Genomic DNA, 25,875 nt, shown 5'->3' on the forward strand with positions numbered 1-25,875 from the left:
GTGTTCCAGGGCGCTCCGCAGGGAGCTAGACGCGCTGCCGTTCCGCGCTGAGGCGGGTGATGAGACGGGACACCTCCGCTGCGGCTTCGGTCCAGACGGAAGCGGAATGCCGGACCCCGCCCCGGGCGCAGCGCTCATAAAGGGCGCCGTCCTCGATCATGCGCCGGATCGAGGCGGCCAGACAGTCCGCCGTGACCTGGCTGGCGACCAGCCCGGTCTCTCCGTCGATCACCTGCTCGACGAGACCGCCCACCGGCGTGACCACCACCGGAACGCCGCAGGACTGGGCCATGGCGATGACGCCCGACTGGCTGGCCTCCCGGTACGGCAGGACCACCAGATCGGCTTTGCCCATGATGGCCGGGATCTCGTTCTCCGGGATGTAGCGGTTGTCGAGCGTGATGTTGGGAAGCGCCGCGATGCGGTCCGCGTAGGGCGCGGCATTGCCGCTGCCGTGGATCGACAGGGTGATGTCGGGAAAGTCGCGGAGAAGCGCCGCGAAGGCATCCAGAAGGAGGTCGACCCCCTTGTATTCGAGGATCCGGCCGAAAAACACCAAGCGCCGCGGCGGACGCCCGTCGAGCGGCAGGGGGTGCAGCCGTTCGTTCAAAAGCGGCCCGAGCGGCGCGGTGATGACCGCATCCTCCCGCAGGACATGGCGGGCGCAGAGAACGGTGCGGACATGACGGCTCAGCGTCACCACGCCGTCGGAACGGCCGATCTCATGGTCCAGCCATCGCTGATAGGGTTTGAACTGCTCCCCCGGATGCAGCTTCGCGTCGTGGACGGTGACCACATAGGGCAGGTTGCGGCTGCGGATCAGGTCGAGGAAGAGGGGGTTCCACAGATGCGCCATGGTGCACAGGACCGCATCCACCCCCTGCTCGTCCAGGAAGCGGGCGAAGGCGCGCCGCAGCCGCGGCAACCGCATCACGGACCGCATGGCGCTGCCGATGTCCGTGTAGGTGTCGATGTCCAGCGACGAGATTCCCAACTCCAGGAAGCGGTCGTACAGATCCGATTGCCGCGACAAGGACAGGCACAGATCGAACTCGCCCTGCCGCTGAAGCGCCCGCGCCATCTCGTAACAGTACTGCGCTCCCCCGCCGCGTCGTCCCCAATACCAGATCAACAGTTTCCGCCGGCGCCCGGCCGCTGCGGAAAGCGAAGAAGAGGCGGCTTCGCACATCAAGTGATCACGCAGGGGCTGGGGGACAAATGGCCAAGGGCGTCGCGGGCGATCGTCATCAGGCTCGCTGAGCGCAATTCGTGCCGGTTGGGGGAAAACGATATATCATCGCCTTTCCGTCGCGTCCAGCAGCCTTCGGGTCGCGGGTATCCACGGCCATCGGTTGGTCCTGAAACCAAGTCCACCGCGACATTGGACCCGCATTGGTGGAAAAGGCCCATCCCCCGGCAACGCGGCACGTCCCCGAAGGTTGAAGCGCGAAGCGACCCGCGCCCGCCCGCGACATTGAGCCACGGGCAAGCCGCCAGCGAACCACGGACGGCGCCCCCCTCCGTCGCCTGCCCTGTTCCGGCGCTCAAACGCTGCGGTTCTTCAACGACAGCTCCAGATGGCGCAGAATCAGGTCGGTGTCGTAGTCGGTGGACTGCCTCACCACGCGTTCCCAATAGTTCAGGAGCGGAATGCGCGCCGGGTTCTTTTGCAGCAGATCGCGCTTCAGGAACGGAAAATCCATCTGGGAGATCAGATAGTCCCAGAAGAAATGCGTGCCGTTCAACGGCACTCCGGCGTTGACCGTGCGGAAGACCTGCTGGATGAAGGTCTTGCGCACCGGGTCCAGGCCATCGCCGGCGACGTTGCGCTCCACCACCGCTTCGATCAGCGCGGAGGCCGCCTGCCGGTAGGGGAAGGCCGCACGGCAGCGCAGGCCGGCGCGGCGCAGGGCGCGGGTCAGGCCGACCTCGTACCGGCGCACGACCCAGGTCTTGGACTGGACGTAGCGCAGCTTCGTCCAGAAGGCCGTGAAGGCCGGAGAGGCCAGGGCCGCCCGATGGAAGACCAGGAAATAGCTCTGCAGATGGAAGGAGAACTCCCAGCTGTCGGACGCCCCCCAGACGTCGGCCCCTTGCGGGTCCATCCGGTCCAGGACGCCCGCCAGATGGTACAGCGGGCCATAGACGCTGTCGTTGGCGAGCAGGAGCGTGTCCACCGCCGCCAGCTCGGGAATGGCGGCGATGCCCTCCTTGTAGGCGCCGAAGTCATAGCCGACGTTGTCGCGCCGGATGACCAGGGCGCACAGGTCGCGCAGCGTGTCCGACTGCGCCAGCCGGGGCGCGTTGCTGGTGAACACGATGGCGAAGCCGAGATCGTGGAGCTGGCGCAGATAGTGCTCGACGAAATCGTGGACGACGCCTTGGCGGTCGTAATGCACGAAGACGGCGACGCGCTTGGCCCCGGCAAGGGACTGCGCGCCCTCCCAGCGCTCCTGCACGTAGCTCTCGCGGCGAAGGAACGAGGCCCAGTAGGACAGATAGGCGCCCCCCAGCTTCAGCTGCGCGAGGCTCCACGCCAACGCGATGCGCAGCCGCTGAACGAGACGGTACATAATGCCGATCATCAAAATGGCATGTCCTTGCTCACGGTCAAACCGGCAGACGCTGGGTGCGGACCAACAGCTCCGTGCGGGCCCGCAGGTCGAGCGGTACGGACGGCAGGCCGGCGGCTGGCTTCAGAAGGCCGCGCAACGCTTCGCCCGCCTCCTGGCGCAGCCCCGCGTTGGCCAGGGACTGGCCCTGATGGTACAGCGCCGGCCACAGCAGCGACTGGACGACCGGCGCGGTCTCGCGGTCGGGCATATCCAGACAGGCCTGATGGGCGCGTCCGAAGAAGGCCGCGGCCGCGCGCGGCGCCTTGCGGTGGTTGAGCGTCAGGATGCCGAGCGCGAAGGCCAGGGAGGCGAGCCCCTCGCCACCGGACGGCAGGGCGGCCTCGACCGGCCCGGCGAGCCTGTCGGCCGCCGCGTACTGGCCGAGGTTGACGAGATCCACGAAGATCTTGCGCTGCGCGTCCTCGAGGATGCGGGCGGGCACGCGCTCGCCGAGCAGCGGACTCGGCATGTTGGCGAGTTGGCGGATGTCCTCCGCCGCCTTTGCCGGCTCGCTCCACACCCGCAGATGGCTGACGTAGCAGCGGGCGCGCCACATCAGTTCTTCGCTCTCCTCGTCGTCGGCGCCGATGATGTGCAGGGTCGCGCGCATCCGCTCGCCGGCGAGGGTGGCCGCCTGGAACCAGGATTGGGCGATGTCGCGGCGCCCGTCGGCCAGCCAGGCGAGGATGCCGCTGAAATACAGGACGCTGCCCAGGCAGAAGGGATAACGCTCGTGGTAGGCCTCGATGCTCGCCGGCAGCGGGGCCTCGAACAGGGCGGCGTGAAGGGCGGCCGGATCGGTCAGGTCGATGTTCCAGCGTTGCCGGATCACCGCGGCCACCTGGGCCTGGGCGGCGCGCGCGGCCTCGAACTGGCCGGCGTTGGTCAGCTCCTTCAAAAGCCGGTAGCGGTAGCCGACGCCGAGCGGGCTGACCGGATCCGTCGTGCCGATGCGCGTGCGCAGATAGTCGTGGTAGGAGCGCCGGTCGAAGGGCCGGGCGAGGTCGGCCCGCAGTTCGTCCCCGACGGAGGCCGCCACGCGCAGCGTGTGGCCGCGGTCGATGACCGAGACGCTCTTGAACCCGACGCGCCGCAGCAGGGCCTCCATGCCCTTGGGGCTGTAGAGCGCGTAATGGTAGCCGGGGCAGAGCAACGACAGGAGCGTGCCCGGCTGGGTCTCGGGCCGGATGCCGCTGGCGCTCGGCGTGGTCAGCAGGAGCGTGCCGTTGGCGGTCAGAGAGTCGCGCAGGATGACCAGCAGCTTTTCCGGTTCGAAGACGTGCTCGATCACCTCGGCGCACAGGGCGAGGTCGAAGGGCTCCGACCCGGCGTCCGCCGCCGAGTTCAGATAGATGTGCTGGATGTCCACGCCGAGCGCCTCGCGCCCGAAGCGCGCGCTGTAGCCCGGATCGAAGCCGCGGGCGTCCCAGCCGAACGCCACGCGGGCATAGTCCAGCAGGAAGCCGAAGCCGCAGCCGATCTCGATGTAGCGCCGGATGCCGGACGGATCGACCGCCGCCAACAGCTCGGCCATCACGTCGATGCCGGCGTTCTGCTCCAGATAGACATCCACCAGCGGATCGAGGACCGCCTCGTAGGGCGGCTGCCCCATGGTCGGGTGGAAGGCCGTGCCGCAGGCCGCGCAGGTCACCAGCGGCTGTTCGGGGTGCGGCGGCCAGGGCGAGCGCACCGCCAGGCGCACCGGCTTGGCGCCGGCGTCCCCGCAGGCCGGGCAGGTGGCCTCCAGGTGGCGATCACCGGCTTCCCAGGCGATCGTCTGGGTCCAATTGATGATCTCGGCGCCACCCATGGCGATCTTTTCCATTCCTATCCCCGGTCTCGATCCAACACACTCGTTGTCTTTAACAGCCCGGTCCGATGGCAACAAGGGCGGGGGCCTTGCCCGGAGCGCCATGTCGCCATTGCCGCAGGGCCGTCTTCCTCACCCGCGCTGCGGATAATGGCGGGCGCGCTCCTCCGAACGGTCCTGGTCGGTTGGCCAGGCCACCGCCCCGTCCGGCAGATCCCGCACCTTGCGGGCCAGCACGAAGGCGCCGCCGAAGGCGGAAACCAGCGGCATCAGCGCCTGCGCCGGCTGGCGATGGTCCGGATAGATGCGGGCACGGCTGGACAAACCGGCGGCCAGCACCTCGAACCCCGTGGCCGGGCCGAACAGCACCTTCAGCCCTTCGTCGCTGAAACGCCAGAAGTCGTTCGGCTCCTCGTGCAGCGGCCAGGTCTGGTGGGTCAGGTGGTAGGTCAGGCCGCCGACCCGGAGCGCCCGGTTCACCCCGTAGGCGAACAGCCAGGGCTGGGCCAGATGCTCCATCACCGACAGGGAGAAGACCGCCCCGGCGGCGTCCCGTCCGATCAGCGCGTCGATGTAATGGGCGTCGCCCACCACGTCGACGTTGGGGGCGGCGTGGATGTCGATGCCGATGTAGCGCTCCGCCCCCGCGAAGGCGGCGCGCAGCGGGCTCATCTGCGAACTGACCACCCGGGCGCCGACCTCCGCCACGACCAGGGCGCGCTCGTTCACCTCGCGCTGGAAGGCGGCGTAGGCCTCCTCCGCCGGGCCTTGCTCGGGGTGGGGGTCCCGCCAGGCGCTGCCGTCGGTCAGGCAGAAGGGGGTGCGGAGCGACGACGACGATCGCGGCAGTTCGATCGTCTCGACGAAGCGGTCGTCGGCGGTGACCACCTCGAAGGTCAGCGGCGTCCCGGCCCGCCAGGGGAGATAGAGCTTGAATCCGCTCTCCCCGCTGTTGGGAAAGTCCGCGTAATGGGACAGGACGTCCGGGCGCGGCGCGAAGCTGGCGATTTCGTAGGCGTCCTCCCCGGCGGCGACGCGCAGGCGGAGAATCCGCTTGTCGTAGGCGTGTATCCAGCCTTCCAGATAGGCCCCGTCGCGGTCGCACCAGAAGACCTCGATGGCGTGGGCGAACGGCTTGCGCGCCGGGCCCCGCCCTGTTGCGGCCTTCGCGAGGCCGGCCCTGGACAGGGCCCCGCGGATGGTCCTGGCCGCGAGACGGAGAGAAGAAGGGCGCTGTTCCATGCCACCGTCCTGATGTCCATGCAGGCAGACGCGGCCCGCGAGCGAAGGGGAAAGGCCGCAACAGATAGGCGTGGCACTCACGCCCTGTCAATTCGCCCGCCCCGTCGGGGCGGCGGGGCGGGCGGGGCCGGAGCGGACGCCGGCCCGGGTTCCGTCAGCCTGGACTCCCTCAGCCGGCGGGAACCCACAGGGCGCTCCAGGCGGTCAGCACATGCACCAGGACCGCCCCGCTCAGCGCCAGGGCGGCCGCGAAGAGGCCGAGGCGCAGGCCGCGGCGGAGCCCGGCGGGCGTCCATGGCCCGGCCGCCGCGGCCAGAGCCAGGACGACCAGGAGCTGGGCGGCCAGGAAGTAGCGGCCTTGCACCCCCTCGACCGTCGTCGACCCCACCGTGGTGTAGCCGATCCAGAAGGCCGTCATGATCAGCAGGACGTAGCCCGGCGCCGGCAGCAGGTAGCCCACCGCAACCACCGGATCGCGGCGCCGGGCGCCGTCGCACAGCGCCAGAAGGGGCAGGACGAACAGCGCCGGCAGAATCCAGCGGTCGGGGGCGTAGCCGCTCCAGGGCGACGGGTGTCCGCCGTAGCGCCCGTAGCTGTCGCGCCACCACGTCAGGCCCCATTCCCACGCGTTGACGGCGAACAGCTCCAGCGTTCCCAGCGGATCGGCCCGCAGCCGGGCAAGCTGCGCCGCCGGGTCGGCGCCGGTCCCCCAATAGGGGCCCGGAACGAAGGGATAGGCCATGTTCCACAGCAGGGCGATGCCCAAGGCGACGCCCAGGCACAGGGCGGCCAGACCGATCCGGAACCGGGTGCTGCCGCCCGCCACCGCGGCGGGCAGGTAGAGGACGACCCCGGCGAAGGGCGCCATGGTGAGCTTCAGCAGGCCGAGCGCCGCCGACAGCGCGACCAGCCCGGCCATGTCCCAGGGACCGAGCGGCGCGCCTCGCTCGCGGTAGCCCCAGACCAGCGCCAGCATCAGGGCGGGAAGCATCAGGTTCAGCGGGTCGGCGCTCAGCGAGCAGGCGCTCTGCAGCGCCCCCGGGGACAGCGCCAGGGCGAGGAACACCAGCCGCCCGCCGGGCAACGCCCGCAGGATGGCCAGGATCATCAGGCCGTAGACGGCGAAGTTGCCGATCCGTCCGGCGTGCGCCTGCTCGAGCGGACCCAGCCCCCAGGCGCGCGCCGCGGCGACGAAGGCGGCCTGGGGCATGTAGGCGAGCGGCGCGAAGCTGGCCGAACTCGGGAAGGGCACCACCCGGTCGGCCGGAGGCTTGCCGGCCAGGTGGTCCGACAGGGCGCGCGCCTGGGCGGCGTCCACCGGCTCATGCTTCTGGATCAGCACGAAGTAATGGATCATGTGCAGGTAGCCGGCCTCGTCGATCGGCCCGCCCCAGGAGTTCGGCCCCAGTGTGTCCGCCAGGAAGCGGCCCTGCGCGATCTGCAGCACCCGCTGCCAGTGGAACGGTTCGTCCGGCCCGGCGTAGGGCGGCGTCTTGACCAGAAGGAACGCGCCGAACAGCAGGAAGAAGAGGATGGATGGAACGGCGATCAGAAGCGGCTCGAACCGGAAGGCCGCGCGCAGGCGGACGGGCACGGAACGGCTCATCGACTCTTTCAACATCCACACCGGCTCGACAGCAACAGGGGAATCCAAACGGAAGACGCGGCCCCGGTCCGGGCCGCGGCGGTAACAGACCATATTCCGCCGGTGCTGGAAACGCCGAACCTTCCCCCCGCGCGCCGGGGCGTGCCATGGTGCCGCTCCCCGCCTCGCCCGCATCCCCCACCTGTTTCCCCCGCCGATGCCCCCCGCCAACCGACCCAGCCTCCGCATCGTCACCGTGAACTGGAACGCGGGCGACCTGTTGCGCCAGTGCGTCGCCTCCATTCCCGCGGCGCTGACCGGCGCTTTCGCGCTGGAACTCATGACGGTCGTCGACAACGCCTCCACCGACGGTTCGGCGGACGGGCTGGCGGCGGACGGCGTTCCGCTCGCCGTGCTGCGCAACCCATCCAACCGGGGTTTCGCCGCCGCCTGCAACCAGGGGGCCGCCGGGTCGCGGGCCGACTGGCTGCTGTTCCTCAACCCGGACACCCGGCTGTCGGAGCGGTCGCTGGCGCCGGCCTTCGCCTTCCTGGCGGAGCTCGCGCAGGAGCGCGTCGGCGTCCTCGGCATCCGGCTGGTGGACGGGACGGGACGAACCCAGCGCTGCTGCGCGCGCGCGCCGACGCCGGGCCGCATCCTGGCCCAGGCGGTGGGGCTGGACCGGCTGTGGCCCAGGCTGTTCCCGCCGCATTTCATGACGGAGTGGGACCACGCCGACAGCCGGCCGGTCGATCAGGTCATGGGGGCCTTCCTGCTGATCCGCCGATCGCTGTTCGAGGAGCTGGGCGGCTTCGACGAACGCTTCTTCGTCTATTACGACGACGTGGACCTGTGCCTGCGCGCCCGCAGGGCCGGCTGGGCGGTCGTGCATTTCGCCGGAGCGGAAGCCTATCACCGCGGCGGCGGCACCAGCGACCAGGTGCGCGACCTGCGGCTGTTCTACGGGCTGCGCAGCCGGATCCTGTTCGCCGCAAAGCATTTCCCGCCCGCCGGCGCCGCCCTGGCCACGGCGGCCACGCTGGGGTTGGAGCCGCTGGTGCGGCTGTCCCACGCACTGCTGGCCCGCTCGCCGGCGGACGCCCGCGCCGTTCTGCGCGGCAGCGCGATGCTCTGGCGTGCCCTGCCGCGCCTGCTGGCCCGCAAGCCCGCCGGAGGCGGAGCGGCGGAGTGACCCGGCCCCTTTCCGCTCATCCCTTTGTCCCACGACTCTTTGTCCCACAACCGCCTTGCGGCTATAGTCGCCACGGCGCCGGCTGGCCGGGCTTCGCCGATCCGGACACGCTGACTGGACCTTTGCATGCCGTCCACCCCGATCCCACCCATCACAACGGAGCTGCCGGCCGGCGCGGATCTTCTGACTCTCCTGTCGCCCGCCTTCGAGGCGCCGCACCCGTCCATCCGCCACAGGGAACGGGTGCCCCCCGACGTCCTGCGCACCATGGAGGCCACCTGGGCGCCGGGCCGCTTCGAGGAACGCCGGGTGAGCGTGCTGCGGCTGCGCGACGTCTGGGTCGCCAAGGAGGGGCTGGTCTTCGACCGCGACGGCGCGCTCTATCACAGGACCGTCACCCAGCACAGCGCGGCTGAGGTGGCCGGGGCGCAGGCCGCCGTCCGGGAGGCCATCGCGCGGGGCGGCGCCACGCCCGACCGCGACGGTCCGGTCGTGCTGTGCAAGAAGCGCGGCGTCGGCAACTACGGACATTGGCTGATGGAGATGCTGCCCAGAGCGCATCTCGTCCACCGCCATCGTCCCGACCTTGGCGCGCGCGTCCTGGTGGCCGACGTGCCCGGCCAGCTGCGCGCCTCCATGGCGGCGTCGCTCGCCCTCCTCGGCATCGACCCGGCCCGCGCCGTGGTGGCCGGCGACGCCCCCCGGGCCTTCGGCGAGCTGCTGCTGGTCGAGGGGCTGACCGATCACGGGGCCTACATGTCCCCGCTGGTCATGGAGTGCGTGGAGGCCCTCGCTGCAGCCGTTCCCCCCCGCCCGCCCCGCCCCCTTCTGGTCAGCCGCCAGAGCGTCGGCTTCCGCCGGCTGGTCGATGAGGACGCGCTGCTGATGCAAGCCATGGCGGCGGGCGCCGTTCCGGTGGAGCCGGCGCTTCTGCCCCTGGCCGACCAGATCGCCTTGTTCAAGGGGGCGTCGCGGATCGCCGGGGTCATGGGGGCTGCCCTGACCAACATCGCCTTCGCCGCACCGGGAACCCGCGTCACCGCCCTGGCACCGGCCGGCATGCCCGACACCTTCTTCTGGTTCATCGCCACGTTGCGCGGCCTGGACTATACGGAAATCCGCTGCACCCCGAGCGGCCCGGTGCGGGGCAACATGCCCTGGGACACCGATCTCCTCCTGGACCCGGAGGACGCGGCGGAGGTCCTTGGGCTCGAAAGCCGCGAGTTCCCGCTCCCCGACGCGACACCCGTTTCCGGATGCGTTCCATGACCGACACGGCGTCCAGCTTCACCATCGGCATCGACAGGGTGACCGTCGGCACCGACCTGCGGGTCGAGGGCTGGGCCTTCCACCACCGCCACGGCCCCTGCCTCGTCGCGGCCTCCGTCGATGGCGCGCCGCCTTCTCCCGTCGACCGTCTGCTGATGGGGATCGGCCGTCACGACGTGGGCCTCGCCCTGAGGATGCTGCAGGCCGACCGCTCCGGCTTCGAGCTGGTGGCCGCCCTGCCCTCGGGCGCCACGTCGGTGACCCTGCATCTGGCCGCCGGAACCCCCGGCGCCGACGAGGAAGGGGCCAGCCTGCCGCTGCTGGTGCGCGAAGGCCCGTCGCTGCGCGGCTGGCAACCGGCCATGGGCAGCGGCATCGCGGTGATGGAGCACCGTTTCCTGACCGAGCGCGGGGTGTCCTTCGCCACCGCCCTCCCCCCGGCGCTGGGCCGAGCGGGCGCGGCGCTCGGCCTGTTCGCCACGCCACGGCACGCCGGGATGCCCCACGCCGCCGCGCCGCTCGCCGCGCCCGTCTCCATCGTGGTTCCGGTCTATGGCGGCAAGACGTTCCTGACCCCGCTGCTCCACAGCCTGCTCGACACGGTCGAATCCCGGCACCCCATCGTCTTCGTGGACGACGGCAACCCCGACCGCAGCGTCTCCGCTTTCCTGGTGGCGCTCGGCGTGTCGCTGGACAACGTCACGGTCGTCGCCAAGCCGCGCAACGAGGGCTATCCCCGCGCCGTCGCCGACGGGCTGGAGGTGGCGACCCGGCTGAACCCCGACGGGCACGTCGTCCTGCTGAACACCGACGTCGAACTGCCAACGGGCTGGCTGGAGCGGCTGGTCGGCCCGATCGAGCGCATGCCGCGGGTCGCCAGCACCACGCCGCTGACCAACGCCGGCACGATCTGCGGCTTTCCCACCATGCCGGAGGACAACGCCCCCTTCCTCGGCGCCACGGTCGGGGAGATCGACGCGGCCTTCGCGTCGCTGGCGGAGCTGCCGCCGGTGGAGGTGCCGACCGGCGTGGGCTTCTGCATGGCGCTGAACCGCAAGGCCCTGCGCGCCGCCGGCTTCTTCGACCTGGACGCCTTCGGACGCGGCTACGGCGAGGAGGTGGACTGGTGCCGGCGCGCCGAACGGCACGGCTTCGTCAACGTCGCCGTGCCCAACCTCTACGTCCACCACCGCCACGGCGGCAGCTTCCCCGGCGAGGAGAGGCAACGCCTGATCGCCGCTTCCGGCGCGGTCATCCGGCAGCGCTATCCGGAGTTCGACGCGGAGGTCCAGGACTTCATCCGCGCCGATCCGCTGCGCCCCGTCCGCGCCGCCGCCGCGGTGGTCGCCCTGGGCCGGATCGGCCGCAAACGGACCGTGCTGCTGTTCGACCATGCGGGCGGCGGCGGAACCGCCACCTTCCGCGCCGCGGAGATCGCGCGCCTTCAGGCGGCGGGCCATGCCGTCCTGCTGGTGCGCCCGGCCGGCCGGCCGATGCCCGGCATGCCGGCTGGCGCGCTCGACCTAGAACTGCGGCTTCGCGACCCGGCGCAGGAAGAACCGTCGGAGGAAGGGCTGAGCTTCCGCTGGCTGGCCAACGACCTGTCCGACCTCGCGGCCCTTGCCGGCGCGCTGCCGCTGGCCGGGATCACGGTCAGTTCCCTCGTCGGCTACGCCGACCCGGCGGCGGTGATGGCCTTCATCCGGGATCTGCGCGCGATGCGGGGCGTGCCGCTGCGCCTTCTCCACCACGATTATTTCCCGGTGTGCCCGTCACTGAACCTGATCGACGCGCAGGACCGGTTCTGTGGCGTCCCGGGACTGGAGCGCTGCCGCGCCTGCCTGCCGGCTAACCCGCACCGCCACGGGCCGGTGGGGACGGTGACGCCGGACCCCGCTTTCGATCTGGCGGGACACCGCCGCCTGTGGCAGGCCTTCTTCGACCTCGCCGACCGCCACGTCTTCTTCTCGCGGAGTGCGCTCGCCACCATGCGGCGGGCCTTCTCGCTGGAGGACGGACGGCTGAGGATCATCCCGCATCTGGCCGGTCACGTGACGGTGACCCCGCTGCCACCCCCGTCCCCTCCGCCGGCCGGGTCCGATCCGGCGGCGCGCGTGGCAATCGTCGGCGGTATCGGGGTGGCCAAGGGGTCCAACATCGTCGAGGCGATGGTCCGCCTGGCCGAGGCGCACCGGCTTCCCCTCGTCTTCGAGCTGTTCGGCAACATCGACCGCCCGATCCCCTCCGCCCATTTCCACGACAACGGCCCCTACGAGCCGGACCAGCTGCCGCGCCTGCTGGCCGGGCGGGGATGCCGGGCCGTCTTCCTGCCCTCGATCTGGCCGGAGACCCATTGCTACGTGCTGGACGAGGTGGTCGGGCTGGGGCTGCCGGTGGGCGTCTTCGGTGTCGGCGCGCCCGCCGAACGGCTGCGCCACTGGCCGAACGGCTTCGTCGTCCCGACGGTCACGGCGGAGGCGGCGCTGTCGGCCCTTCTTCAGGTGACGGGGCGGGCTGCGCCTCCCGCACCCTGACGCCGCTGCCGGGCTTTATCGAAGCCAATTTGTATTCGCTCCGGCTTCATGCCGGCGAGCGCAAAGCCCGGCACATCGGGCTTTGCGCTCGCCGACAAACCGAAGATACGGCGCAGGTTTTAACAGACAAGGAATCGTCTTATTTTGAATCAATGCGTTTCAGTGCAATGCCTGAAACCGACAGATCCCCGAGACCATTGAAGAAGGTGCGAACCTCCACATTCTTGGCACCTTTTAGAACTGAAACCTCACCACTGCAAGCGCTCTGCCTACCCGTTTTCAAAGGTGCTTGGAAAAACGTTTGCGGGCCGTCCACGACGCCAACAAAGTCCCAAGAGCCGACGCCGGACCCACCCGAACCCCCTGTGCTGGATTGGTAGTCGACACAGGCGACGTATTTCCCCGGCGACAAATTTGCGTAGGGGCCGAAGGTCAGGACACCACCTTGCCCATCCCCTCCCTGGACCGTTCGCGCGTCTCCCTGGACATGCCCGACGATGCCCGGCAGGTCGGCCGCCACAAGCGCGACTGCGGACTCGCCCCATAGGCCCGTCTCGAGCTTGGTCTGCGGAACACGCCGTTTCATCATGAAATCGTGCAGTTCCGATCCGCTGTAATAGAAAACATCAAACGCGGCCTGTTCGCACCGGTGGCGCTCGTATCCGGAAGGCAACTGAGCCTCAATGTTGTCGGCCAGGAACGGGATGGAGCCGGCGGCGGCCGAATCCCTTGCGGTGATCACGAAGTTGATGTGGGTCCCGTAGTGCTGCTGGCGGATGAGGGGGCCGACGGTCGACATCCAGAAAAAGGGACGGAGATCGGGTTGCACCGCGATCATCCGGTCGATGGAGCGGGTCTGGTACTGAACACCCCGAGCATGCCAGTAATCGGAAATACCGGTGCGCAGCTTATGCTTGCCGCCCAGATCGTCAAGGCAGGCGGCGATCTGCCATTCATAAAGGCGGTTATCGCCCTGCAGCCCGAGAATTGGGACGACTCCGTAATCGCGCAAATGGGAGAAACTGAAGTCGGGAGCCATGATCCGGGTCGTCGCCATCGCCGCACCTGTCGCTCCCAGGCCGACGAGGCACAGCCCTGCGGCGTAGCCGGACCAGCGGGAGCGGGTCTGCCGCCCGGCGCACCGGCGGTCGTGAATGATCAGGCTCAGCAGAAAGACTAGGGCGCCGGGAAGCATGAGGTACCGCAGGCCGAATTCGTCCGCATACCCGCCGGAGATGATCGACCCGGTGACCAGAACACCGCCCGACGCCAACAAAAATGCCCAGGCGATGGCCAACCTGCCATCGCACTCGACCATGCCGATCCGCAGGCTCGACAGCCCTTCGGTCCGTGCGCCAGTTTCGCGGCGGAACTGCACGATGCCAGGCAAAGCCGCCGCCGAATACAGCAAGGCCGCGGCCATGGACCCGAGAAAAATCCAGACGAGGGCATCGGCGGAGCGATAGAGAAGCTCAAAGCTGTCCAGGAACTTGTTCAAGGACGCGATCATCCGCACACGCGAGATCGACGCCCGGCCAAGCAGCGGGTCGTTGTAGGTCACGTAGCCTTCCAGCCCCTTGGCCACGGCAAACGCCCCGAGAACCATCAGGGTTGCGAGGATCACCCGGTTTCGCGTCCGCGCATCCCTTCCCGCAAGCGCGGCCGTCATCAGTCCGACGAGGGACATCGGCACAACGAAGGCCAGGATGAACAGCGAACCCGAAAGCACCGCAACGACCACGCCAAGACCAAGGGCCAGCAGCCAGACAACACCGCCCCGATCGATGAAACGCAGGAACGCGCCCAGGCACAGCAATCCAAAGATGGTCGTTGGAACATGCACGTTGTTGTGGATGTGGTAGAACCAACCATGGTCCACGGCCACGAGATTGGTCAGCGACAGGACAATCAACAACGACGCGATTCCGACTTTCGAGACGTCGGGCATGATCTGGCGCGCCAGAAAAATGGCGGACCCGGCGAGGATCAGGATCTGAAGGATGGTGACCAACAGAATGCGGTCGCCCGGATGCACGAGCAGAAGATAGGCGAGAGCGTTCAGGGCGGTGTCCGGAACATAGGCCGGAGCCGGGGTGAACCGCCAATGGGACCATGCGCCGCCGAGGTCGAACAGATCCCGGAACAGGTCTGCCTGAAACAGCATATCGCTGTGAAGGCTGAGCCGGAAACCGTTCAACAGCGCCGTCATCAGCACCAAAAGCCACGCTGCGGGCAGCAGAATGCGCGTCGCGGCACCCCCCGATGCGATGCGGTGGTTCTCTCTTCCCATCTCTACCAATTCGATCACGTTGCCGAAGGACGTCGAACATACCGAAAAACATGGAGCCGTCAGGAATTTTGCGCGCACAAACACAACGAGTGGTGACCCCATTATCAGCCGCAAACACGAACAAGCGAAACGAAACCTGTCACGGATAGGACACTAGACTCCCGGTCGGCCGGGCGCATAGGGTGGCGCCGCCCCCGAAGCACCGCCTTGGAATCCCATGCCGACGCTGCCCGACGACCTCCGGCTTCTCGAAGCCGAGTCCATCGCCATTCTGCGGGAGGTCGCAGCCGCCTTCACCCGCCCAGTGATGCTCTATTCCATCGGCAAGGACAGCGGCGTTCTCCTGCACCTGGCGCGCAAGGCCTTCCACCCGTCGCCGATCCCGTTTCCTCTTCTCCACGTCGACACCGGCTGGAAGTTCCGGGAGATGATCGCCTTCCGCGACGAGACGGTGCGCCGGCTGGGCCTGAGGCTGCTCGTTCACCGCAACGAGGACGGGGTGGCCCGCGGCATCGACCCGATCCGCTCCGGCTCGGCCCTGCACACCCGCGTCATGAAGACCGAGGCGCTGCGCCAGGCGCTCGACCGGCACGGCTTCGACGCCGCCATCGGCGGCGCACGGCGCGACGAGGAGAAGAGCCGCGCGAAGGAGCGCGTCTTCTCCGTCCGCAGCGCCGCCCACAGCTGGGACCCGCGCGACCAGCGGCCGGAACCCTGGCGGCTGTGGAACACGCGCCTCGCACCGGGGGAGTCGGTGCGCGTCTTCCCCCTGTCCAACTGGACCGAGATGGACGTGTGGCGCTACGTCGCGGCGGAGCGCCTGCCGGTGGTGCCGCTCTACTTCGCGGCGGAGCGCCCGATGGTGCGCCGGTCGGGCGCGCTGATCATGGTGGACGACGGCCGCCTGCCGCTGAACCCCGGCGAGGTTCCGGAGATCATGCGGGTCCGCTTCCGCACGCTGGGCTGCTACCCGCTGAGCGGGGCCATCCCCTCCGACGCCGCGACCGTGGAGGATATCCTGGCGGAAATGCGCGCGTCGCGGACCTCCGAACGGCAGGGTCGCCTGATCGACGGCGACGAACCGGCCTCCATGGAGCGCAAGAAGCGCGAGGGCTATTTCTGATGACGACCCCCCTCAATTCCATCCTCAATTCCTCCGTCACGTCTGCCGCCGCTCTCGTTGCCGAACCCGCCGCGGGTCGCGGCCTGCTGCGCTTCCTGACCTGCGGTTCGGTGGACGACGGGAAGTCCACGCTGATCGGCCGCCTCCTCCACGACGCCGGGCTGGTGCCCGACGACCAGCTCGAACAGGCGCGGCGCGACAGCCGCGGCCGCGTCGAGACCGAGGGGGACATCGACGTCTCCCTGCTGGTGGACGGGCTGGAGGCGGAGCGCGAGCAGGGCATCACCATCGACGTCGCGCACCGCTTCTTCGCCACCGGACGGCGCAGCTTCATCGTCGCCGACACGCCGGGGCACGAGCAGTACACCCGCAACATGGCGACCGCCGCCTCCACCGCGTCGCTGGCGGTGCTGCTGGCCGACGCGCGCAAGGGCCTGCTGACCCAGACCCGCCGCCACGCCATCGTCTGCTCGCTGATGGGCATCCGGCACGTCGTGCTGGCGGTCAACAAGATGGATCTGGCCGGCGGCGACGAGGCGGTCTTCAGCGCCATCGCACGGGACTTCCAGAGCTTCGCGGAGCCGCTCGGCTTCCGGTCGGTCACGGCGATCCCCCTGTCGGCGCGGCGCGGCGACAACGTCGTCCACCCCTCCGGCGCCATGCCCTGGTACGCCGGCCCGACCCTGCTGGCGCATCTGGAGACGGCGGAGGTCGGAGACGAGCGGACGGCAGACGGGCCGCTGCGTTTCCTGGTGGAATGGGTGAACCGTCCGGACCCCGACTTCCGCGGCCTGTCGGGGACGGTGCTGTCGGGGTCGCTGGAGCCGGGCGACGCGGTGACGGTGTGGCCGTCGGGGCGGCCCGCCCGGATCGCCCGCGTCCTGACCTTCGAGGGCGACGCGGCGCGCGCGCGGACCGGCGACGCGGTCACCGTGACGCTGGAGGATGCGGTGGACGCCGGGCGCGGCGACCTGCTGAGCCACCCCGGCGACGCGCCGGAGGTGGCCGACCAGTTCGCCGCCCATCTGCTGTGGATGGCGGAAGACCCGCTGATGCCCGGCCGTTCCTATCTGCTGCGCGCCGGAAGCCGCTGGGTCCCGGCCACCGTCACCACGCTGCGCCACGCGCTGAACGTGGAGACGCTGGAACACACCGCGGCGCAGACGCTGGAGCTGAACGCGGTCGGGCTGTGCAACCTGTCGACCGCGGCCCCGCTCGCCTTCGATCCCTACACGGCGAACCGGGACACCGGTTCCTTCATCCTGGTGGACCGCTACACCAACCGCACCGTCGGGGCCGGGATGATCCAGCACCCGCTGCGCCGCGCCGCCAACCTGCACCCCCAGGAGCTGGCCGTCTCCGCGGCGGAACGGGCGGACCTCAAGCGGCAGCGCCCGGCGGTGCTGTGGTTCACCGGCCTGTCGGGAGCCGGCAAATCCACCGTCGCCAACCGGGTGGAGCGGCTTCTCCACGCGCTCGGCCATCACACGATGATGCTGGACGGCGACAACGTCCGGCTGGGGCTGAACCGCGACCTGGGCTTCACCGACGCCGACCGTGTGGAGAATGTCCGGCGCGTCGGCGAAGTGGCGAAGCTGATGACGGACGCCGGGCTGATCGTGCTGTGCGCCTTCATCGCCCCCTTCCGGGCGGAGCGGGAAGCGGTGCGCGCCCTGCTCCCCGAGGGCGCGTTCCTGGAGGTCTTCGTGGACACGCCGCTGGAGGAATGCGTGCGGCGCGATCCCAAGGGGCTGTACGCCAAGGCGCGCAGCGGGGCCCTGAAGAACTTCACGGGCGTCGACTCCCCCTACGAACCGCCCATCGCGCCCGAGCTGCGGCTCGACACGGCGGCGGAGGACGCCGACGCGCTCGCCCGGCGCGTGGTGGAGGAACTGCGGCGGAGAGGCATTGCCGGAGCCTGAGGCGGGCCGTAGGCTGGATCTCTTGGCCTGACATCGCCGGCACGGCACAATCGCTTGCCAAAGCCGGACGCTTGCGGCCATCTGCAAGGCAGTTCCGCGCCCGGACGCCGGCGCGAGGCCATCATGCCCGCTGAAACCGCCCAGCCCGCTGAAACCGCCTGGAGAGACACCATGACCGCAATCCGCAGCTACAATCGGCGCGTCCTGGTGACCGGCGGCGCCGGCTTCCTCGGCTCCCACCTCTGCGAGCGCCTGCTGGCCCGCGGCGACGAGGTGGTGTGCGCCGACAACTACTTCACCGGATCGCGGAGCAACATCGCCCACCTGCTGGGCCACCCGAACTTCGAGGCGATCCGCCACGACGTGACCTTTCCGCTCTATGTCGAGGTGGACCAGATCTACAATCTGGCCTGCCCGGCCTCGCCGGTGCATTACCAGCACGATCCGGTGCAGACGACCAAGACCAGCGTGCATGGCGCCATCAACATGCTGGGGCTGGCCAAGCGGCTGAACGCCCGCATCCTCCAGGCCTCGACCAGCGAGGTCTACGGCGACCCCGCCATCCATCCGCAGCCGGAGGAATATTGGGGCAACGTCAACCCGATCGGGCCGCGCTCCTGCTACGACGAGGGCAAGCGCTGCGCGGAGACGCTGTTCTTCGACTATCATCGCCAGCACGGGTTGGCGATCAAGGTGATGCGCATCTTCAACACCTATGGGCCGCGCATGCACCCCAACGACGGGCGCGTCGTCTCGAACTTCATCATGCAGGCGCTCCGCAACGAGCCGATCACCGTCTATGGCCAAGGCCAGCAGACCCGCTCCTTCTGCTATGTCGACGACCTGATCGAGGGCATGATCCGGCTGATGGATTCCCCCGACGAGGTCACCGGCCCGGTGAACGTCGGCAACCCCGGCGAATTCACCATGCTGGAACTGGCCGAGCAGGTGATCGCCTTGACCGGGTCGCGTTCGCTGGTCGAGCACCGTCCGCTTCCCCAGGACGATCCGAGACAGCGCCGCCCCGACATCACCAAGGCCAAGGCCCTGCTCGGCTGGGAGCCGACCGTACCGCTTCGCGACGGGCTGGAGCGCACCATCGCCTATTTCCGGCAGCGCTTCATCGACTGAGCCCGCGGCCCATCCGGACGGCGCGTCCAGCCCCCCGCACACCGTCCGGACCGGATACGGAAGGCCATGGGTTTGGAGTCTTGTCGCGCCCCTCCCCCGACTCAGGCGCGCCGGCTGGCTCCCGCAAGACCGGAACACCCCGCCGTCCCTGCCCAATTCACCGAGTCGCGTTCCGAATCGCCTTCAAAAGCGATTCGGAAACGTAGAACTGGAGTTTTGTCGCGTGCGACCAAGCTTCCACAGGAAGAATGGGTTATCCCCTGGAATGTTGTCGCGCGATTCCTGGACTCTTGTCGCGCGACTCGCGATTCTCTACTGGAGTCTTGTCGCTCAAACTAATAGGTGAATCTAGTAACCTTACAAATAGTCTGCGCGACAAGATTCCAAATTGCGGCTGTCAACCTGCCGTGTTATGGATCGGACCATAAATGGACCCGGAACAAACGGCGAGAACAGCGCGCTATGGGCCAGTTGCATCGCCTGATCAGCCAAGTGGGCCGTGAGCAGGCCAAAGCACTCCAGACCGACCCTGATCAGCGTTCGCTGGTCGACATCGCCGCGGCGGTACTGGAGGAAGAACGGCAGGATCTTGGCATTACCTATTCAGGCTTTGCCTTGACCGCGCTTCCGCATCGCCGCCTTCCCGACGATCAGCCGTGGGAAAGGCGCGGGCATCGTATTCGTTTGCTGATCGAGCCGGGCCGACTGCCCGTTCGTGGTGGCGGCTTCAAACTCTACGGCGTTCCTTATGGCAGCCGGGCCCGCATGATCCTGCTGTATCTGCAGACCCGCGCGCTGCAAACGGACAGCCGCGAGGTCGAACTGGGCCGCAGCATGCATGATTGGCTGGATCGCATGGGACTGTCGGTGGGCGGGCAGACCTACCGCGACATCCGAGAACAAGCCTCGCGGATCGCCGCCTGCAACCTGACCTTCGCCTGGGAAGACGCTAACAGCCTCGGCTTCGAGAAGGACTCGATTGTCAAGGGCGGCATCCATTTCTCCTCGGAGCACAATTCCCCCCAGGGGACGCTGTGGGAAGACAGGGTCCTGCTGTCCGAGGCTTTCTTCCGCGAACTGAAAGCGCATCCCGTGCCGATCTGGGAGCCGGCGCTGCGGCACATCCAGAACAACAGCACGAGCATCGACATCTACATCTGGCTGGCCTACCGGCTGCACAGCCTGAACAAATCCACGACCATCACTTGGCCGGCGGTGTTCGAACAGTTCGGGGCCGGTTATTCGCGTCTGCGCGATTTCCGGAAGCGCTTCATCGAAGCTCTTCAACTGGCCCTCGCCGTCTATCCCGAGGCGCGCGTCGACGTGGAGGATCATGGACTGCTCCTGCACCCCTCGCCTCCCCCGATTCCCGAACGGAAGACGAGCCAGCTCATGCGCTGAGCGCAACTCTCTGCAAAGCGGCTCAGCTTTTTCGGGACACGCGACAAGACTCCAAACTCCCCGCCGGCGGCGCTCGCGACAACACTCCAGACGGCCCCGCTCCAGCAAAGGATTCCATGCCCCACAGAGCCCTTCTGCTCGACCGCGACGGGATCGTGAACGTCGATCACGGTTATGTCGGCGACCGTGGCCGTTTCACGTTCATGGACGGCATTTTTCCCCTGACGCGGCACGCGGCGGACCGTGGCTTCCGGATTGCCGTCATCACCAACCAATCGGGCATCGCGCGCGGCTATTTCAGCGAAACCGCGTTCCTGGAGTTGAGCGGTTGGATGCGGGACATGTTCCGCTCCCAGGGCGTGGAAGTGGCTGGAGTCTTCCATTGCCCCTACCACAAAGGCGGCACGGTGGAACGTTACGCCCGCGACAGCTTCTGGCGGAAACCCAACCCCGGCATGATCCTGGAGGCGGCGCGGCGGCTGGACCTCGACCTGTCCCGGTCGGTCTTCCTGGGCGACCAGCCGACCGACATGGCCGCGGCGCAGACCGCAGGCGTGGCGCAACGGGTCATGCTGGAATCGGCTGGGGAGCTGCCACAGGAGACGGCGGCAACCCTGACAATCCATCAGCTGACTGAATTGATCCCTTTTCTGACCTGACCGGCCGCAGGCACACCGGAGCGGATTGGCGGCATGACGCAAACCTGAACCACGCTCATTCCAGCCGCAAATCCGTCCGGGAAACGGAGTGTGTCTCTCCGGCGCCGGGCTTCTGCATCAGATCCTCATCGAGCAGTCCGTCCGCCCGCGCCCGGTCGAGCAGTGCCTTGACGCTCGACGGTGCCCAGGTTCCGGCCCCGGTCGCCGTCCGCACGCCCTGGCGCTCCAACTGCCGGCCGATGCGGGCCAGCGTCGGTTTCTGCCCGGCCTGGGCGGCGTTGTGGATGGTAGCGACCAGTTCCACCAGTCGCTTAGCCTGTGCCGCCGCTTTCTTGGAACGGCGGGGTGCCGCCTTCAGCAGGTCGGATTCAGCCAGACCATCGGCGACGAGACGGCGCACCGCGCGGATCAGGGCATCGCGCGTCCACGGCGCCGGGTTGTTGCCGGGCCGCTTCTTCATCGCGGTGTTCAGCACATCGACGACACGGTCCCACGGCTGGGCCGGCCGCAGGCGCCGCACGATGGGCAGGAACTCGTCCGCACCGGCGATGGCCCGCTCGCTCAGACGCTCGTCACGCGCGCGGGCGACGCGACGACGGGCCAGCGGATCGCCTGAGATCAGACCGGGATTGCCCGGCTGCCGGCCGAGCGCCTTGGCAGCCCGCACCCCGGCCTTGGTGCGTTCGCGGATCAGCGAGCGTTCGAATTCGGCTACGGCGCCGAGAATCTGCAAGGTGAATTTGCCTTGCGGACTGCCGGTGTCAATGGGATCGCCCAGCGATTTGAACGCCGCTCCCTTGCGCTCCAGCGTCTCGATGATCTCCAGCAGATGGGCAAGTGAGCGGGCCAGCCGGTCGATGCGCGCCACCACCAGTGTGTCACCCTTGCGGAGGCGGGCCAGCATGGCCTTGAGCTGCGGCCGCTCGCGGTCGGCACCGGAGGCGCTCTCGCAAACGATCTCGGTGCAGCCGAACCGTTTCAGCTCGAGAAACTGCGCTTCGGTGGATTGGTCCTCGGTGGAAACGCGCGCGTAGCCGATCAGCGCCATGGTCTGCCCTCTTCCGTCCGCCGAAGCAATGGCTTTTCAAGACTTGCATAAGGTAACAATCGGACGATTGAAAGTCAGTGGAAAGCCTCTGGCCGAAATGGTCCTGGCAGCGAGGCAAGCCGGTCGAAGCCGGACAAGACGGCACGTGGCGCCGCCAGGGCGCAGCGTTCGGCCACAGGGCGCAGGCACGCATGGTCCGCGTCCTCTCCGGAAAATCAACGCTGGATCAATTGTGTAACCGGGTCTTGAAAGCGCTGGGAGCACGTCTGCCGCAAGTGCCGCTCCGCAAGATGGTGGCGGATTGACTCTCCACCCCCTTGGGCCTCGGCTTTTCGCACGAACCATCTGGCGGGGACAGCCAGTGGGCATCCGTTCATGGAACCGATGCGACGATCACGTCTCGGCAACTCCACCTGTTTTGCGATGAGATACGGCAGTGATACGAGAGATAAGTATCATGAGAGCCCTGGAAGCGCACAAGACCGTGGCTTGGGCGGGGGGCTTAGCGCGAAGGAGAGGGCGGCGCATCCGTGTCACCGCCGGCGCCTGTCGAGGTTTCGAAATACATCACGGCAATATCGATTGCGCCCATCCTTCACCGCACGAGGCTTCGATCCATCCAAAGGACTTAAGTTATCCTAAAGTGATGGTACTGAAGAAGGCCTCCTTATGGAATGGATATCAATAGAACTGGCGCTTTTCACGAGGAGTAGGAGTTATTCCTTATTAGGCAGTTGCAGGAATACGCCTTGGAAATTCATGTCATAGGAAGTCGCACGCTTTGCCATATACGCGGGCGGGGCGCTCGGGCATCCCAACGATCACAACAAAATTTACGGAGAGTTCCCCTTGAACGAAGTCATCATCGCGGACGCTGGGCTTGAGGATCTCGACGCACTGCTCAGCCACCGCCGTCCCGACGTTCAGGTTACGCTCGTTTCCTCCGCCGAGGACGGCCATGCCGTTCTGGCCGCAGCGCTCGCCGCGCGCCCGTCCGTCCTGCATCTGGTCGCCCATGGCGAGCCGGGGAGGGTCCTGCTGGGTGCCCAGCCGCTGGACGCGCGGTCGCTGCTCGACCGCTCCTGGCCGGACGCGCGCGGCACCGAGATCCACCTCCACGCCTGCCATGCCGGCGCGGGTGCCGAGGGCCGTCTCCTCCTCGATCGTCTGGCCGCCGCCACGGGCGCCGCGGTCGCGGCCTCCTCGGGTCCCGTCGGTCCGGCGGCGCGCGGCGCGTCCTGGAAACTCGACGTGCGCACCGCGCCGGTGTTCACCTCCTCCCCTTTCGCCGGGGTCGAAGGCGCCGGCGCGCGCGGCTGGGCTCATGAACTGGCTGTGACCGGCACCCCGACCGACGGCAACGACACGCTGACCAGCGATGACGCCGCGGACAACATCAACGGTGGGGCCGGCAACGACATCCTGATCGGCAACGGCGGCAACGACACGCTGATCGGCGGCATCGGCCACGACACCATGGACGGCGGCGCCGGGGCCGACGTGTTCGACGGCGGTGACGGTTTCGACGTCGTCACCTACGAGAACGCCACCACCGGCATGGTCATCGACATCGGCAACCCGGCGAACAGCACGGGCGACGCCGCGGGCGACAGCTTCACGGGCATCGAGCGCTGGATCGGCTCCAACTTCGCCGACACCATGGTGGCCGGCAACGACCCCGTGTGGTTCTGGGGCCATGCCGGCGACGACGTGGAGATCGGCGGCGCCGGCAACGACACGATGGAGAGCGGCGACGGCAACGACACCGTCCATGGCGGTGCCGGTGACGACCAGATCTACAGCCGCGCCGACAACGATGTGCTCTATGGCGAGGACGGGAACGATCTGATCTACGGCGGCTGGGGCAACGACATGCTCGACGGCGGCGCCGGCAACGACACCCTGTTCGGTGAAGGGGATGCCGACACCATGTACGGGGGCGCCGGCGACGACAGCATGGACGGCGGCCAGGGCAACGATCTGATGTATGGCGGCGATGGCAACGACACGCTGATCGGCGGCATCGGCCACGACACCATGGAGGGCGGCGCCGGAGCCGACGTGTTCGACGGTGGCGACGGCTTCGACGAGGTGACCTACGCGAACGCCACCGCGGGCGTCGTGCTGGATCTGCGCAACCCGGCGAACAGCACGGGCGACGCCGCGGGCGACACCTTCACCAACATCGAGCGCTGGATCGGCAGCGAGTTCGACGACCGGCTGGTCGGCAACGACAACGGCGTCTGGTTCTGGGGCCATGGCGGCAACGATGTCGAGATCGGCGGCGCCGGCAACGACACGATGGAAAGCGGCATCGGCAACGACACGATCTACGGCGGCGGCGGCGACGACCGGGCCTTCGGGCGGGCCGACGACGACATGCTGTACGGCGAGGCCGGCAATGACCTGCTGGCCGGCGGCGGCGGCAACGACATGCTCGATGGCGGCACCGGCAACGACACGCTGATCGGCGACTGGGGCGTCGACACGATGATCGGTGGTGACGGCGACGACGTCTTCTACAGCGGCGCGCACGATCCCCTGCCGGAGGCCGACATCATCCAGGGCGGGGCCGGCAACGACACCTTCATCATCGCCGCGCAGAGCGACGCCGGCACGGTCTCCTACGATGGCGGCGAGGGCACCGACACGCTGCGCATCAGCTCCGACAACGTCGCCGATCCGGAGAACAAGATCACTACGGCGACGCCGCAGATCGACATCTCCGGCATGACCCTGACCAGCGTGGAGCGGCTGGAGCTGGTCGGCAGCGTCCGTCATGCGGTGACGATGAGCGTCGCCCAGGCCAACAGCTTCGCCAGCATCACCGGCGCCACCGGTGGCGATGTCTTCACCATCGCCGGAACGGCCATGACGGGCGCGGTCACCGCCGGCAACGGCAGCCAGCTCACCGCCGGACAGGTCCAGGCCGAGACGGTGAACGGCGTTACCCTGCTGCACATCGGTACCGATGCCACGGCGGGCGCCGACGTGACCCTGCGCTTCGCCGGCGGCTTTACGGCGGACCAGTTCCAGGTCAGCGGCAGCGGGATCACCCTGAGCGGAACCCCCTCAACCCCGCCCACGACGGAGCCGCCGACCACCACCCCGCCGACGACCGAGCCGCCAACCACGACGCCTCCCACGACGGAGCCGCCGACCACCACTCCGCCGGTTGACGACCGTCCTTCGACGGCCATGCAGCGCATCGTGAACGGCGTGACCGAGGACGTGAAGGCCTACGCCTACGAGGGGCCGGTCTCCACCCTGCAGTGGACCTTCCTGGGCGACTCCCGCAGCGAAGTGCTGGGCGGGTCGGACGGCAACGACTTCCTGAACCTGATGGGCGGCGACGACGCGGCGGCGGGCGGGGCCGGTGACGACGTGCTGGACGGCGGTTCGGGCTCCAACTGGCTGATCGGCGGTTCGGGCAAGGACACCTTCTTCGTCGACGGCCGCGGCACCGAGATCACCTGGTCCACCGTCACCGACCTGGAGCAGGGCGAGTGGTCCACCCTCTGGGGCTACAAGGAAGGCGTCTCCACCCTGCGCTGGGAGGAGATGGACGGCGCCGAAGGCTACAAGGGCGCGACGGTCCACTGCGACATCGACGGCAATGGCACCATCGACGCCAGCATGACCTTCGCCGGCAAGGCCGTGGGCGCCATGACCACGACGACCGGCACCATAGGCGACCAGAACTACATCGCTTTCATCAGCCTGTGATCCGGCGCGGTTCGTGATCTGAGGCACCGAGCGGAAAAAACGGCCCGGGGAACACTCCCCGGGCCGTTTCTCGTTTGTCGCTGCCATCCGGGGCAGCCCATCGGTATAGGGCTTATCCCTTCTAAAGATTGTGGAGGCATCGCCTGATTTTCCTGTATTCGCTCTTGATGTATAGTTTTCGTCCCTTTTATTCATAGGACAATGACAGTTCATAGGCTCATTGAGTTTCCCGTTATCAATAAAGATAACCCAACAACTATGTTCCATTGATGAGAATGTGTTATTTCTTCTTGGGCAATTGCGAAAAGGCTCTCCGAAAGCGCATGTG

At 68.2% G+C, this 25,875-nt stretch carries 16 protein-coding genes; 9 read left to right on the top strand and 7 right to left on the bottom strand.

Translation table 11 applies throughout. The features are described from left to right. Positions 1-25: 25 nt before the first annotated feature. The 5 genes from Sp245p_RS26230 to Sp245p_RS26250 all read right to left on the bottom strand — a co-directional run bounded on the left by Sp245p_RS26230 (position 26) and on the right by Sp245p_RS26250 (position 7,273). A complete protein-coding gene (locus tag Sp245p_RS26230; RefSeq protein ID WP_082188333.1) occupies positions 26-1,189 on the bottom strand; it encodes a glycosyltransferase family 4 protein in 1,164 nt (387 codons plus the stop codon). A gap of 355 nt (positions 1,190-1,544) precedes the next feature. Then, complete coding sequence (locus Sp245p_RS26235; protein WP_014200348.1) at positions 1,545-2,585, bottom strand: rhamnan synthesis F family protein; 1,041 nt, start codon at positions 2,583-2,585, stop codon at positions 1,545-1,547. A 25-nt stretch (positions 2,586-2,610) separates the two neighbouring features. Next, positions 2,611-4,440, bottom strand: coding sequence for a class I SAM-dependent methyltransferase (locus Sp245p_RS26240; RefSeq protein WP_041814855.1), 1,830 nt, complete (start codon positions 4,438-4,440; stop codon positions 2,611-2,613). Positions 4,441-4,557: 117 nt separating this feature from the next. Beyond that, the gene (locus tag Sp245p_RS35185; protein ID WP_014200346.1) at positions 4,558-5,667 is read right to left on the bottom strand and encodes a hypothetical protein; all 1,110 of its coding nucleotides are present in this window, start codon (positions 5,665-5,667) and stop codon (positions 4,558-4,560) included. Between the two features lie 169 nt (positions 5,668-5,836). Then, complete coding sequence (locus tag Sp245p_RS26250; RefSeq protein WP_014200345.1) at positions 5,837-7,273, bottom strand: DUF2142 domain-containing protein; 1,437 nt, start codon at positions 7,271-7,273, stop codon at positions 5,837-5,839. A gap of 196 nt (positions 7,274-7,469) precedes the next feature. Here Sp245p_RS26250 and Sp245p_RS26255 point away from each other — a divergent pair, with 196 nt between their 5' ends. From Sp245p_RS26255 to Sp245p_RS26265, 3 genes are all read left to right on the top strand, one after another. Beyond that, complete coding sequence (locus Sp245p_RS26255) at positions 7,470-8,444, top strand: glycosyltransferase family 2 protein (RefSeq protein ID WP_014200344.1); 975 nt, start codon at positions 7,470-7,472, stop codon at positions 8,442-8,444. Between the two features lie 126 nt (positions 8,445-8,570). Next, positions 8,571-9,713 (top strand): glycosyltransferase family 61 protein, encoded by a 1,143-nt coding sequence (locus Sp245p_RS26260; protein WP_014200343.1) that lies wholly within the window; start codon positions 8,571-8,573, stop codon positions 9,711-9,713. After that, positions 9,710-12,247, top strand: a complete 2,538-nt coding sequence (locus tag Sp245p_RS26265) for a glycosyltransferase (RefSeq protein WP_041814853.1) — start codon at positions 9,710-9,712, stop codon at positions 12,245-12,247. Before Sp245p_RS26260 ends, Sp245p_RS26265 begins: the two co-directional genes overlap by 4 nt. 139 nt (positions 12,248-12,386) lie before the next feature. On the opposite strand, the gene Sp245p_RS26270 is transcribed toward Sp245p_RS26265, so the two are convergent. Continuing rightward, positions 12,387-14,555: a glycosyltransferase family protein gene (locus Sp245p_RS26270; protein ID WP_129557236.1), complete on the bottom strand. Its 2,169-nt coding sequence runs from the start codon at positions 14,553-14,555 to the stop codon at positions 12,387-12,389. Positions 14,556-14,754: 199 nt separating this feature from the next. Here Sp245p_RS26270 and cysD point away from each other — a divergent pair, with 199 nt between their 5' ends. The 5 genes from cysD to gmhB all read left to right on the top strand — a co-directional run bounded on the left by cysD (position 14,755) and on the right by gmhB (position 20,773). After that, complete coding sequence (gene cysD, locus Sp245p_RS26275) at positions 14,755-15,660, top strand: sulfate adenylyltransferase subunit CysD (protein ID WP_014200340.1); 906 nt, start codon at positions 14,755-14,757, stop codon at positions 15,658-15,660. Next, positions 15,660-17,582 carry an adenylyl-sulfate kinase gene (gene cysC, locus Sp245p_RS26280; RefSeq protein ID WP_014200339.1) on the top strand — a complete coding sequence of 641 codons (1,923 nt, stop codon included), beginning with the start codon at positions 15,660-15,662 and terminating at the stop codon, positions 17,580-17,582. Before cysD ends, cysC begins: the two co-directional genes overlap by 1 nt. A gap of 171 nt (positions 17,583-17,753) precedes the next feature. Next, a complete protein-coding gene (locus Sp245p_RS26285) occupies positions 17,754-18,713 on the top strand; it encodes a UDP-glucuronic acid decarboxylase family protein (RefSeq protein ID WP_014200338.1) in 960 nt (319 codons plus the stop codon). A 462-nt stretch (positions 18,714-19,175) separates the two neighbouring features. Beyond that, a complete protein-coding gene (locus Sp245p_RS26290; protein WP_014200337.1) occupies positions 19,176-20,114 on the top strand; it encodes a replication protein RepA in 939 nt (312 codons plus the stop codon). Between the two features lie 116 nt (positions 20,115-20,230). Further along, positions 20,231-20,773: an HAD family hydrolase gene (gene gmhB, locus Sp245p_RS26295; protein WP_014200336.1), complete on the top strand. Its 543-nt coding sequence runs from the start codon at positions 20,231-20,233 to the stop codon at positions 20,771-20,773. Positions 20,774-20,828: 55 nt separating this feature from the next. Here gmhB and Sp245p_RS26300 read toward each other — a convergent pair whose 3' ends face one another. Beyond that, the gene (locus tag Sp245p_RS26300) at positions 20,829-21,821 is read right to left on the bottom strand and encodes a recombinase family protein (protein WP_014200335.1); all 993 of its coding nucleotides are present in this window, start codon (positions 21,819-21,821) and stop codon (positions 20,829-20,831) included. An 849-nt stretch (positions 21,822-22,670) separates the two neighbouring features. Between Sp245p_RS26300 and Sp245p_RS26305 the strand changes: the two genes are divergently transcribed. Continuing rightward, positions 22,671-25,547: a DUF4347 domain-containing protein gene (locus Sp245p_RS26305; RefSeq protein ID WP_014200333.1), complete on the top strand. Its 2,877-nt coding sequence runs from the start codon at positions 22,671-22,673 to the stop codon at positions 25,545-25,547. Positions 25,548-25,875 lie beyond the last annotated feature (328 nt).

The organism is Azospirillum baldaniorum (genome assembly GCF_003119195.2).
Taxonomy (GTDB): Bacteria; Pseudomonadota; Alphaproteobacteria; order Azospirillales; family Azospirillaceae; genus Azospirillum; species Azospirillum baldaniorum.

Coding starts and splice junctions, on each gene's coding strand:
- Sp245p_RS26230 (WP_082188333.1), bottom strand. CDS start 1,189: ATGTGCGAAGCCGCCTCTTCTTCGCTTTCCGCAGCGGCCGGGCGCCGG.
- Sp245p_RS26235 (WP_014200348.1), bottom strand. CDS start 2,585: ATGATCGGCATTATGTACCGTCTCGTTCAGCGGCTGCGCATCGCGTTG.
- Sp245p_RS26240 (WP_041814855.1), bottom strand. CDS start 4,440: ATGGAAAAGATCGCCATGGGTGGCGCCGAGATCATCAATTGGACCCAG.
- Sp245p_RS35185 (WP_014200346.1), bottom strand. CDS start 5,667: ATGGAACAGCGCCCTTCTTCTCTCCGTCTCGCGGCCAGGACCATCCGC.
- Sp245p_RS26250 (WP_014200345.1), bottom strand. CDS start 7,273: ATGAGCCGTTCCGTGCCCGTCCGCCTGCGCGCGGCCTTCCGGTTCGAG.
- Sp245p_RS26255 (WP_014200344.1), top strand. CDS start 7,470: ATGCCCCCCGCCAACCGACCCAGCCTCCGCATCGTCACCGTGAACTGG.
- Sp245p_RS26260 (WP_014200343.1), top strand. CDS start 8,571: ATGCCGTCCACCCCGATCCCACCCATCACAACGGAGCTGCCGGCCGGC.
- Sp245p_RS26265 (WP_041814853.1), top strand. CDS start 9,710: ATGACCGACACGGCGTCCAGCTTCACCATCGGCATCGACAGGGTGACC.
- cysD (WP_014200340.1), top strand. CDS start 14,755: ATGCCGACGCTGCCCGACGACCTCCGGCTTCTCGAAGCCGAGTCCATC.
- cysC (WP_014200339.1), top strand. CDS start 15,660: ATGACGACCCCCCTCAATTCCATCCTCAATTCCTCCGTCACGTCTGCC.
- Sp245p_RS26285 (WP_014200338.1), top strand. CDS start 17,754: ATGACCGCAATCCGCAGCTACAATCGGCGCGTCCTGGTGACCGGCGGC.
- Sp245p_RS26290 (WP_014200337.1), top strand. CDS start 19,176: ATGGGCCAGTTGCATCGCCTGATCAGCCAAGTGGGCCGTGAGCAGGCC.
- gmhB (WP_014200336.1), top strand. CDS start 20,231: ATGCCCCACAGAGCCCTTCTGCTCGACCGCGACGGGATCGTGAACGTC.
- Sp245p_RS26300 (WP_014200335.1), bottom strand. CDS start 21,821: ATGGCGCTGATCGGCTACGCGCGCGTTTCCACCGAGGACCAATCCACC.